The organism is Pedobacter sp. AK017 (assembly GCF_014200825.1).
Lineage (GTDB): Bacteria > Bacteroidota > Bacteroidia > Sphingobacteriales > Sphingobacteriaceae > Pedobacter > Pedobacter heparinus.
The window spans coordinates 1-11,877 of sequence record NZ_JACHCW010000008.1 but is presented as its reverse complement, the minus strand read 5'-3'; the positions used below and the strand labels follow the sequence as shown (position 1 = coordinate 11,877).

The window sequence follows — 11,877 nt, the reverse complement described above, 5'->3', positions numbered from 1 at the left end:
TTTTCAACGATATAGATGAATTATTTTATTTAGTTTTAAGGTATGCAACGGAGACAATTTTTAAAAACTTCAATCCCTGTGCTGGTGCTACTGGCAAACGGGGAAATTGTTCAGGGTACAGGTAAATACCTGGCTGAAAACGGCAAAAAAAGCAAACTTCGTTTTGCAGTGGCATCCGATGGGCATTACGGTCAGCCAGGCACGGAATATGCAAAGAACTATCAGCAAGTAGTGGAGCAGATCAATCTGCAGCATAAAAAGAAACGTTTGGATTGCTGTATCATCAACGGTGATATCATTCACAATTCACCCTCTTTTCTTGCACCTGCCAAAAAATGCCTGGATCAGTTGAAAATGCCTTATTATGTTACCCAAGGTAATCATGATATGGTTACCGAAGCAGTTTGGACAGATACCTGGAATATGCCATTCAACTATGCTTTTGTGATGAAAGGCCAGGTGTTTATATTGGCCAGTTCCTCGAATGAAAAGGGCGATTACCTTTGCCCGGACCTGATTTGGATGAAAGCCCAGCTGGAAAAGCATAAAGCAGCTGAGAATGTATTTATTTTTGTTCACATTACCCAGGTTAAATGGACAAAATATGGCATTGACAGCCCGGATTTTATAGACCTGATCAGCCAGTATAAAAACGTAAGGACAGTTTTTCATGGCCACGACCACGACCAGGATGATGTAAAATCGAAAAATAATATAACGTTCCTTTTCGATTCTCATATTGGCAGCAGTTGGGGTACTGCTTATAAGGGCTACCGGATTGTGGAGCTGATGGACGACAACAGCATTGTAACCTATATGATGAATCCGATTGATAAACTGAATGAACTAGTGCTAAATTTGTCTGATAAGTAGGTTTACCATTGCTGAAGTATCTATATCATAAAGATCAATTGATAATGTAGCCTTACACCAGGTTTGATTTATTCTTTAACGATGCGACAGATAGAGTTAAACACACCCCATGAAATCAGGAGCGCGATACACGGTTTTTGGTATCGGAATATAGATATGGGTCCTGTAAAATCCGTTTTTGAAGTAATGCCTGATGGATCAATCTCACCTGAACCGGGACTTTAAACGGTATATCGGCATTACCGCTACTACATTTGCCCGTCAAATAAATGTGCGCCGGGAGGATCTTGGTGATGATTTTGTCGCAATTGTTCTATCTTCCTGAAGATATGTTGTGGAATTTTGCAACATGAAAAATCAAAAAGTCTTAGTATCAGGCGCGAGTATCGCAGGCCTTTCAACTGCCTGGTGGATGAACTATCTCGGTTATCAGGTCAGCCTTGTTGAACTGGCACCATTACCACGCACTAACGGGGCCGCTGTCGATCTGAATGCGCAGACGGTCGAGATCGTCAAACGTATGGGACTGTATGAACAGTTAAAGGCGCACCAACTCGGTGTCGATCAGATCGAATATAAAAACGCGGAGAACGTAACGGAAGGTTGTATTGTAATTGATCGTAGAGGTGAGACACAAAACGACGAGATCGAGATCGAACGGCATAAATTCGTTGAAGTCATGATGGCCGCACTCCAAGGAAAGGTCAATTTCAAGTTCAACGACAGTATTATCGGTTTAAAAGAGTTTTCAGATAGAATAAACGTTAGTTTCAAAGGAAGCAGCTCCCAGGATTTTGACATCGTACTGGGTGGCGATGGATCCCATTCGGGCACCAGGAAGATTTGGTTCGGACCTGAAACTGATTACAGCCATTTTCTTGGGGCTTATTTTTCCATCAGCATCATCCCCAAACTCCTTGTGCCGGAACGGAACATGCAAACATATAGTGTACCGTATAAATCAGTGATGTTAAATAGCTATAATAGAAAGACGGACATCATTTTTATTTTTCTGTCTGACAACGATATCCCTTATGACTATCGGGATGTGGCCCATCAGCGAACAATAATGGAGGAGCAATTTTCCGGTATCGGCTGGCGGAGTGCAGAACTACTCCAGGAAATCCAACAGGAACCGGATTTTTATTTTGATAGGTTTTGCCAGATAAAAATGCCTTCCTGGTCAAAGGGACGGGTGGCGCTGATTGGCGATGCTGCTTACTGCCCGTCACCGGCTTCAGGTCAGGGTGGATCGCTGGCGATCCAGGGTGCTGCCGCGGTAGCCGATGCGTTATTGAAAAACCAGGGGAATTTTCGTGAAGCATTTGCCGAATTCGAGCGTGTACTTCGTCCTCATATTGAGGAAATACAAAACATGGCTGAGCAAAATCTAAAAACGAATTTTGTACTAAGATCGGAAGAAGCCATTCGGAAACGAAATACCGAAGCAGCGTTGTTTTAATCGGGGTTCTATGGCGTTGAAAAGACAATCCCATATATGGTTCCATAGAGCCATCATTTCAGCCTTTGTATGAAGAGTGTCTTCAAATTCATCATCGTTTCACTTATTTAGAAATCTTTTGATGTTTTCGTCATTGACATCTTCCAGACCGGTAATTGACTGGACAACGCCTTGTCTATCCAGCCACACACAAAAGGGCAAATTTCTGTTTGGAAATCCGGATTTGGCCAAACCTGTTTCCAAAACTACCGGAGTTTGAATTCTGCCAATGCCAGACAGGCAGTCATTAACAGCAGATATATCCTCTGTACTATTGATTAAAAGGATTTCCATGTCATTCCCAAAATACAAATTTAATTTATTTATCCGGGCAATATCGTTCAACCCGGCTTTAACTGACCAGAAGGCGAGCAGGAGCATTTTTCCTTTATAATCTGATATCCACCGAGCGCTATGTGGCGAATTTATAATATTTTCTAATAAAAGATTTGGCAGGGAATCACCTACAGCAATTTGCGTTCTGCTGTATTTTTTGAAAGATTTTTTGTTTGCTATCGACTTATCCTGTTTCAATTTAATATGCAGCGTGTATACATCTGTATCACCATAGAGTATGGTCTGGGCCGTAAAATATGGATGCGAAAATGAGAGTTCATCTGATCCACCTCGAAGCCAAATCCTAAATCTACCTTTGTTATCGCTGAGCTCGTATGCTTGCGATTTTTTTAATTTTACCAGCGTACCCACTATTGGTTGCCCCTTTTCATTTTTGACATCCCCATATACATACACGCCCCGATGCTGTGCGGTGGTCACTTCAGTTAAGCTGAGACAGATGAGCAACAAAAATAAATTTTTCATCGTGTTAAATTTTGTTTATTTATGATAAAACCACCACGATCTTAGTTGTTCCACTAAAAATTTTTCAAAGATCATGATGGTTTGGTTTTTAATTATATGTTACTTAACGCTGTGGAATGAAGTGGCTATGGGAAGCCCTTTGATCGCATTACTGATGTTTTCTCCTGTTACTTCAGAGGATCCGGTGATGGCAAGGACCCTGCCTTCAGGGCCTATCCATGCTACAGCAGGAAATGACCTGATATCAAAATTCTCAGAAATTGCCGTATCAGGAAATAAAATGGGCAATATAAACGGTGTGCCTGTCCAAGAGTTGATCCTGTTAACCACTATTTTAACATTTCGTTCGGTGTCTTTGAGGCTTTTGGGATTTACCAAAAATATTTGAAGTTTTCCGGAATATATTTTTTGCAATGAATCCATCTTCGGAAATGCATCAATACAGCTTGAGCAGCCACTATGCCAGAAATCAAGCAACAAAATCTTACCCTTAAAATCGGAAACTTTTGCTTTAACTATGGTTGAATTCATAAAATTAGTGATCTCAATATCGGGCAGTTGATCTCCTATTTTCAAGTGCTTTATCATGGTGGGTGCTTGTGCATGTACATTTGAAAATAAGTGGCATAGGGCTAAAATAAATGGCAGGAAAAGTTTTTTAATTAATTTCATTTGCAAGAATATTAAATTATGGGTTTTGCTCCAGCCCGCTGATCCGCACGGCATTCTGGTCAAGCAGGTAGGTGTAACGGGCAGCACCGGGTTCGAGCCGCGATGTCTGGCCGTTGATGTTACGGTAAAGGACCTGAGCGGTTTCAATGTCCTTGTTCAGGCGCCGCAGGTCAGTCCAGCGGATCGAACGGAATACCAGTTCCTTTCTTCTTTCGGCAAGGAGACTATTCAGGAGTTTTTTAGGATCGCTCTCCGTAACGGGCAGGAATGTTCCGCTCTTCCAGCGCTTGGCCAGCAGGGTGTTCAGGCTTTGCTGCGCCCTTGGGATGTCGCCGTTTCGCACCGCGCATTCCGCTTTGTTCAGCAGCACCTCATCGGTGGCGATACCCGTAAACAGTGTAGGGGCACTTGTTCCCGAATAATTGCCTTTATAGGCCTGGCTGCCGTCCGCGTTGGCTTGGTAGAACAGTGTTTTTCGAAGGTCATTGTTGGCATAAGACCGGTACAAATTGGTGTCGATCTTTGCCCGCGATTGCTGCAGGGTTGGAGGGGGCAGGCTGCGCGCGTCATAGATCACTTCGGCATTGAATTGCGCGAAAGGGATGGCGGCGGCGGCGCTGAGCGTGTTATAATCGAGCAGCGTGCTGTACAGCGCCAGACAGGAGTCGGCGTAAAGTTCGCTTTGCCGGTAATCCCGCATCGACAGGTAAATACGGGAAAGCAGGCCAAAAGCGGCAGCTTTACCAGGCTGGTGTTTGACTGGCGAAACCGGGGGGAGCAACGCTGCTGCCTGCTTCAGGTCGGTTAGGATTGCGTCATACGTCTCCGCGATGCTGGCCCTGCTGACCGGGGCCTCTATGGCTGCTGTTGTGCGGACCGGTATCCCCGGTGAGTTGCCTGCTGTGCCTGCGTCATAGGGACCGGCAAACAGCTGGGCAAGCGCGAAATGATAACTGCCCCGCACAAAAAGGGCCTGCCCCCGTACAGCATTCTTCCGGTTGGTTTCGCCACCCATTTTCGGTTCGGCCTCCAGCACGATATTGGCATAGGAGATGATCTGGTAGGGGCCGGTATAATCGCCGCCGATATCCGCGGTTTTGTTCCAGAGATAAAAATCTCTTTGCCGCTGCACAAGGCTGTTCCAGTCCGCCGTAGTAAGGTAATAGTTATCTGCGCTACTCTCCGGCGCGGAGGGATAGCGGCAGTTGATAAAGCTGTAGTTGTTCAGGATGCCTTCCAGGTCTTCCAGTTTGGAAGGCGTGGTGATGGAGGCATCGGATTTGGCTTCCAAATATTTTTTACAGGAAGGCAATAGGGCGCTCAGGACACAAAGGCCGAGAAGTGGGAGAATAGATTTATGGTTTTTCATGGCTATGGATTTAAAGGGAAAGTTGAACACCGGCGGCATAGGTGGCGGGCGGCCGCAGGCCGTAAAGCACATCAGGATCCAGGCCTTTTTTATTGGCCCGCCAGAGGATCCAGTTGAGCTGGTTGAGGTACACGTTAAAAGTCAGTTTCTTCAGCCGGTAGCCCAGCGCGATGTCAGTCAGCTTGATGTTATCGGCTTTCTCCACGTTGATCTCCGAGTACTTATAAAAGTTGTCGCGCAACGTATTGACCGGGTAGGACAGTGAAGGAACGTTGGTCCGGGCCTCATCGCCTGGCTGCTGCCAGCGCTGATCATATTCGGAATAGCCGATCGCCCTGCTGAACAGATCGGTATAACTGATCGCCGGCCGTCGGAAAAAATAATTAAAACGGTAGCCGATGTTAAAGGAAAGCACCAGGTTCTTATAATCCAGTGCATTACGCAGCGTACCGAACAGCGGTGGTACCGCGGAGCCGTTGACCACCTGCTGGCTGGCCGGGTTCTGCGACATAGCCAGGTAATCCTTGCTCACCTGCCCGTTAAGATAGCCCTGCGGGTCGCCTGTGGCTGGATCAAGCCCCGCCCATTTATAGCTGACGATCACATAAGGGTTATAACCGGTTACCGGGAAAATAAACAAGCCATCGCTCACCAGACCTTCATCGGTCGGCGGGTTAAGGTTTTTAGTGGTTTTATAGGAAATATAGTTCAGCAGGAGCATGCTGCGCCAACTCAGCGCGCCTTTCAGGTTGACCGTATTCAGCACCAGGTCGACACCATGGGAGCGGATGTCGGCCGAGTTCTGGTCATTGGTTGAAAAGCCGACCGTGGGGTCGAGTTGCACACCATTGATCAGGTCAAGTGAATGTTTTTTATACACATCTACGCTGCCGCTGATGCGGCCATGCAGCAGGGAAAAATCCAGTCCCGCGTTCCAGGTCCTGACCTGTTCCCAGCGCAGGTCGGGATTGGGCGGGGAATCGATACCCACGAAAGGCACATTGATCTCGGACTGCGCTGCGGAATAATACTGGATGCGGCTGAGCGAGGTGGCATTAGGCGCAAGGTTGCCGCTCAAGCCGTAGGACAGGCGCATATTCAGCTGCTGCAGCCAGCTGAAGTGATAGAAGGGTTCTTCGCTGATGCGCCACAGGCCGCCAGCTGACCAAAGGGGTACCCATTTCTGGTTGGTAGCGACGCCGAACAGGTTGGAGGCATCCCGTCTGGCGCTCAGAGAGAGGGTGTATTTTTCCCGGAACGTATAGGCAGCATTGGCGAAAGTGGAGACAAAGCGATTCGTGTAGCGCTTGAACAGGGTACCGTCACTGATGAACGTAGTGCCGCTGATATTGCCATAGCTGGGATAAGCGCGGGTGTAGTCGACATTGACCGTGGTCAGGGAATTGGGGTCATATCCATAGGTCCGGTAGGTGTCTATAGCGATCCGGTTTTCGCGGAGCTCAGCACCAAGAATGGCGCTCAGCTGGTGATCGGTAGCAAATCTCCGGTTGACGGTCAGCTGCCCCCTGACGGACTGGGAACGGTTGATCGTATTACGGTCGAAAAGAATACTGTTTTTGGGGACGATGTAGGTAACCGTATTGCCGCTGATCTGCGTGAAGCGGTTGATATAGTCCCGGGTATAGTAAGTGTTCAGATTGGACAGATCCCGGTAATCGCTCCAGCTCTGCTGGTACTGGTACTTGATGTCAGCTGTCAGCCAGTCTGTGACTTTATAACTCATCCCCAGATTACCCAGGATATCGGTCATGTTCGTGCTCCGGTCCAGGTTATCCAATTCCTGCAACGGCCGGTATTTCCAGTCCAGCAGTTTGCCTTTGCCAGCGGTATCGGTATACAGACCTCTGCGGTAGATGTCGACGGCGGCAGGACTGCCGTCCGGGTTGATCAGCCGGGCGTAAGGGGACAACGAAGTACTGCTGCTGGTATAGGAACCATAGCCGCCCGGGCTGTTGTTGAGCGCCTTCGTCTTGGTCAGGATCAGCTCGGTTTGCAGCTGCCATTTGCTGGTCAGGTCGATCACGTTATTCGTTCGCAGGGTCAGCCGGCCGTTCTCATTGCCTTTCAGCGTGGCCAGCGCAGGGTCATAGCCTGCCGAGGCGAGGTAGCGGACTTTCGGCCCGGAGCCGCTAAGGCTGACATAATACTGCTGGCTGGCCTGCGGACGGTACAGGTATTTTTGCATGTCATTCCTCACATCCTGTGTTTTAAGTTGGGAAAGCTGTGCTTCGGCATCTGCAGCGCTAAGCTGACCAAGTTTCTGTTTTTGCAGGATCTCTACCGCCTCGGGGATGCCGGGGCGCGTGCGGGCGGTGAACTGGTTGTTATAATAGCCTTTGCCGAACAGGTAGCGCTGTAGTTCCACCATGCTGGCGGAGGATAGCTGACCGGCGGAGAATAGGTCGGGTCGCGATGACAGCGTCGTATTGACATTGGCGCTCACTTGCAGGGGCTGGTTCTTCCGGCCTTTTTTCGTGGTGACCACGATCACGCCGTTACCCGCCCGGGCCCCCCAGATGGAGCTGGCGGCGGCGTCTTTCAACAGCGTGATGTCTTCGATATCGTTCGGATTGATGTTGGTGATGTCCCCGCCATAGGGGAAATTGTCCAGGATAACCAGCGGGGAGGCTGCAGTGGAGGTCAGGGTGCTGAGGCCCCGTACTTGCAGCGTTTGCTGCGCGCCAGGACGGCGGTCGACCAGTAAACTGCTTGTTAAACCATCCAGTCGACTGACAAGATCAGGCGTATTTCTGGATTCCAATAAAGTTTTATCCAATTGGTAAAAAGAGCCTGTAGCCCGTTCTTTGGGAATATCCTGGTAACCGGTGCTTACCACACTCACTTCCTCCAGCTTTCCAACAGCAATCTGTAATTTTACCGTACCTATATCTGTGGCTGCCTTTAATTCTAATGGGGTCATCCCTACATATGAGATCTCAATCGTTGCCCTTTCATCTACATTTTTTACAACAAAAGTCCCATCCTTACTCGAAAAAACAGAAGTGTTTGTCCCTTTAACTTTTATAGTTGCTCCAGGGACAGGGCTTCCGTTTTCATCAACAATTTTACCAGAAACATCAATATTCTGAAAAATATTTTTTGCTGTGCTCTGGATGAAAAGAGTAGCTTTCTCCAAAATGGAAGGATCCTTTCTGGAAACTATAACCATTTTTTCTCTGATATAAAACTCCAATTGTTGGTTTTTAAAGATTTGCGGGAGCACCTCCTTAAGCTCAGTTTGTTTGACATTGATGGTTACCAGCGGAGCGCTCCTCAATAAAGTTCCGTCTGCTACGAAATCATAGCCCGTTTGCATTTTTATCTTTTCAAAAATGCTGACCAGTGTTGCATTTTGTTCAGATAGCGTAATTTTTTGTGCTATACCAGCAGCGCTGACATGCATAAGGGATGCTATAAGTAATACGGTGGTTAGGCGCATAATTAGCAGAATTTTGTGGTATAGCTGTTTGTGTATACCTATTTGTTTGGTAAATTTTTGATACATTCGTTCGTAGTTTGGTTTGATAGTGGAGTAGCTATTGCTTTTTGGAGCTATGGCTAACTTCACTGATATGCATCCGCCTCTACTTTCCAGGGAACAGGCGTTTGCGCTAAACAGTTGATACTAGATATTGGCCGTGGCCAGACTTAACCAGGTTCCGATCTAATCGGGATCTGGTTTTTTTGATTTACTTCGTCACCACTACCGTCCTTCCTTTTATTTCAAATTGAACCAATTTTGTGAGTTCCAGGGCCTGCAGTACCTGGCTTATCTTTTTCGAACGGGATACATTGCCCGAAAATTCGCCTGCAGGTACGTTTCCTTCATACTTTACTTCAATATTATACCACCTGGCGATATGCCGCATAACGGTTTCAATGTCTTCGTTATTGAATACAAAGTTTCCCTCTTTCCAGGCTATTGCTTCGGTCATGTCAGCTTTTTTTACAGTTATTCGGTTGGAGCCGGTCAAGACCGACTGCTGACCGGGCCTGAGCACAGTTTCTTCCACAGTTTTACCATGTTGTTTGGGCAGTCCTTCGTCGTAAGTAGGAGATGCCGTAACACGCACAGCTCCTTCCAGCAAGGTTGTCTTTGTTACTCCTTCATTTTCATAACTGTTAATATTAAAATGTGTACCCAGCACTTCAACTTCCTGATTGCGGCTTTTTACGATGAAAGGATGTGCCCTGTCTTTGGCTACTTCCAGGTAAACCTCGCCCGTCATTTCTATATGGCGATACTTATTTCCGGCAAAGCTGGACGGAAACCTGATAGAAGATGCGGCATTCAGCCAGGCTTTGGTGCCATCAGGTAAAACAATTTGATAGGTGCCACCGAGAGGGGTTGATGCGACAAGTGTGGTCATTGTTTTAACGCTGTCGGCAACTACTACACTTGTTTTGTTCGTATCTAAGGTGATGACTTTACCGTTTGCAAGAGTAAGAATTGCAGTGTTTTTACCTGGCGCGATGTCGTCGGCATCATTCAAGAGATTGTTGGTTACAGTACTTCCCTCGGGATTATCGCTTATAGATGATGTATAGAACCATACCCCCAGTGCAATTATTGCTGTCGCCGCTACGGCAGCAATAGCTCTACGCAGTCTGAATATCGACCAAGACTTCAACGTGTTCTTAGGATGGGAACCAGCTTCAACGCCTTGTTCCGTTTCGGCAGCAATGTATGCCCAGCTCTCGCGGCCTATCCTGTTAAAATCGACATCTTTAGCGCTGATGATTTTGGCCATTGCCACTTTATTATATACTTGCTCTACCAGTCGGCGCTCCTGATCTGTACAGTTGCCATCCAGATAACGGTCTATTAATTGTGCTGCTTTAAGTTTTGAATCCTTCATAATGCGTCCATTACTATAAAGACACATCCCGAAAGGGGTAGGTGGTATTGGGTGTTGAAATAAATTATGCCCTATGCTTAAGGAGTTCCAGGAGGATTACCGCAGCACCGGCATGCTGGTTTAGTTTCAATTTCAATGTCCTGATGGAATTGGAGATCTGTTTTTTCACCGTCTCTTCTGATGTGCCCAGCCTGGCGGCAATTTCTTTATTACTCAAAAATTCCTTGCGGCTCATCTCAAAAACAGCTTTCATGCGGGGGGGCAGTAGATTAATCTCCTGATCGATCAGGGCTATCAAATCTCTTTCTTCAATGGTTTGTACCGTATTGTCATCAGCTTCTTTCATTTCCCCGGCTATTATATTCAGGAAATCATCATTGATCCGATGTTTGCGTATATGATTGATTACCCTGTTGCGTGCGGTGACGTATAAATACGCTTTTAAATTGGTTTTGATCTGCAAATCTGCAGCCTTAGACCAAAGGGAAATAAAAAGTTCCTGTATGACATCTTTAGCTTCATCTTCATTGTCCAACATCTTATAGGCATGCAAAAACAAATTATGCCAGTGCCGGCTATAGATCTCTGAAAAGGCCAGGCGGTCACCCTGTTTCAGCAAAACAGTAAGTTCCCGATCCGTAAGTTTGCTAAAAGCCGACATCTACTAAAGTTATCCTAAACAAAAGTTAAAGAAATTCCAGGACAAACTTATTGAATATTTCTTGCAAAACAGATCATGACTAATTAAGCATCACTCCTCAATGGCTGCATGATTTGGCGCTGAAGGAAGCCAAAAAAACGCTATGCCTGTTCGCAGGATGCAGAATTATTGGTCAATAGTGCGGCTAAAGTTAATGAACAATTACCAGGTGTAACGTCAAGCAGAAACCTCATTGGTGCTGATCCGCGTGATGGGATATGGACTACTTGCAGGAATGTTAGGGACACTGATCTAAGCATGGATATTTGAGGTGCTTTGGCTTTCAAAAAATTATTTTGACTGATATGGGTATTGTGAAATATAATTGTATTTTTTTTAATTATTTAAAATAAAATTTTATATCTCAACTATTTGATTATCTTTGTGTATAATTTAAATATAATACAATGCAACAAGGAACAGTAAAATTTTTCAATGAGACAAAAGGTTTTGGATTTATCGTGCCAGCGAATGGTGATAGCGAAATTTTTGTTCATTCTTCTGGTTTAATGGACAACATTCGTGAGAATGATTCCGTAAGCTATGACATCGAGCAAGGTAAAAAAGGCTTGAATGCAATTAACGTTAAGATCAGCTAAACAGATTTCAATTATAATTGATAAGGCACCTGCTTTCGGCAGGTGTTTTTTTTTGTGCCAGTACTACTGATCTGGACGCTGTGACCCTTTGTTTCCTGACTAAGAGCCGCTGGTTTGCTTTGTTATCATTTATGAAGGAATTGATATTTAAAGACTGAAAAGCGTTCAAATTAATCAGCTCATTTAACTAAATTTTTAAGGGTTTTCGAAATTTAATTTGGTGGGTTAAATTACACTCGCTATCCGTAACCGTTTTTGTGTATGGCCTGTTTTGGCGTCACAGTTATTTAATAATTCCCAACGTGGATTTGATCTTCCATCTCTATTTGAGATAATCGTATTCGCCATCTCTCGATCTCGCGCTCCAGATCATCCGCTGGCAGTCGTGCAGGTCCGTAGACAACATGGGGCTCCAACACTGAAAATCCTGTAAATTCTAATATCCCCCGGTGCAATGGACG

The 11,877-nt window shown here is 45.9% G+C and carries 10 protein-coding genes and 1 pseudogene; 4 read left to right on the top strand and 7 right to left on the bottom strand.

From position 1 onward, the window contains the following. Positions 1 to 42: 42 nt before the first annotated feature. From HDC92_RS12575 to HDC92_RS12570, 3 genes are all read left to right on the top strand, one after another. Positions 43 to 873, top strand: a complete 831-nt coding sequence (locus tag HDC92_RS12575) for a metallophosphoesterase family protein (RefSeq protein WP_183874921.1) — start codon at positions 43 to 45, stop codon at positions 871 to 873. A gap of 193 nt (positions 874 to 1,066) precedes the next feature. Continuing rightward, positions 1,067 to 1,198 (top strand): hypothetical protein, encoded by a 132-nt coding sequence (locus tag HDC92_RS25150; protein WP_255484522.1) that lies wholly within the window; start codon positions 1,067 to 1,069, stop codon positions 1,196 to 1,198. Positions 1,199 to 1,222: 24 nt separating this feature from the next. Then, positions 1,223 to 2,335: an FAD-dependent monooxygenase gene (locus HDC92_RS12570; RefSeq protein ID WP_183874919.1), complete on the top strand. Its 1,113-nt coding sequence runs from the start codon at positions 1,223 to 1,225 to the stop codon at positions 2,333 to 2,335. Here the strand turns inward: HDC92_RS12570 and HDC92_RS25370 are convergent. The 7 genes and pseudogenes from HDC92_RS25370 to HDC92_RS12535 form a co-directional block, all read right to left on the bottom strand. Next, positions 2,282 to 2,419 (bottom strand): annotated as a pseudogene (locus HDC92_RS25370) (hypothetical protein); the annotation flags it as partial. The gene HDC92_RS12570 and the pseudogene HDC92_RS25370 sit on opposite strands and share 54 nt — an antisense overlap. 15 nt (positions 2,420 to 2,434) lie before the next feature. Further along, entirely contained in the window at positions 2,435 to 3,196 is a 762-nt protein-coding gene (locus tag HDC92_RS12560) for a TlpA family protein disulfide reductase (RefSeq protein WP_183874917.1), read from the bottom strand. A 99-nt stretch (positions 3,197 to 3,295) separates the two neighbouring features. Further along, positions 3,296 to 3,868 (bottom strand): TlpA family protein disulfide reductase, encoded by a 573-nt coding sequence (locus HDC92_RS12555; RefSeq protein WP_183874915.1) that lies wholly within the window; start codon positions 3,866 to 3,868, stop codon positions 3,296 to 3,298. Positions 3,869 to 3,884: 16 nt separating this feature from the next. Then, positions 3,885 to 5,237, bottom strand: coding sequence for a RagB/SusD family nutrient uptake outer membrane protein (locus HDC92_RS12550; protein WP_183874913.1), 1,353 nt, complete (start codon positions 5,235 to 5,237; stop codon positions 3,885 to 3,887). 10 nt (positions 5,238 to 5,247) lie between these two features. After that, positions 5,248 to 8,763, bottom strand: coding sequence for a SusC/RagA family TonB-linked outer membrane protein (locus HDC92_RS12545; protein ID WP_183874911.1), 3,516 nt, complete (start codon positions 8,761 to 8,763; stop codon positions 5,248 to 5,250). 184 nt (positions 8,764 to 8,947) lie between these two features. Further along, positions 8,948 to 10,117, bottom strand: coding sequence for a FecR family protein (locus tag HDC92_RS12540; protein ID WP_183874909.1), 1,170 nt, complete (start codon positions 10,115 to 10,117; stop codon positions 8,948 to 8,950). A gap of 64 nt (positions 10,118 to 10,181) precedes the next feature. Then, positions 10,182 to 10,778, bottom strand: coding sequence for an RNA polymerase sigma factor (locus tag HDC92_RS12535; RefSeq protein WP_183874907.1), 597 nt, complete (start codon positions 10,776 to 10,778; stop codon positions 10,182 to 10,184). 446 nt (positions 10,779 to 11,224) lie between these two features. Between HDC92_RS12535 and HDC92_RS12530 the strand changes: the two genes are divergently transcribed. Further along, positions 11,225 to 11,416 (top strand): cold-shock protein, encoded by a 192-nt coding sequence (locus HDC92_RS12530; protein WP_048905418.1) that lies wholly within the window; start codon positions 11,225 to 11,227, stop codon positions 11,414 to 11,416. Positions 11,417 to 11,877: the final 461 nt, after the last annotated feature.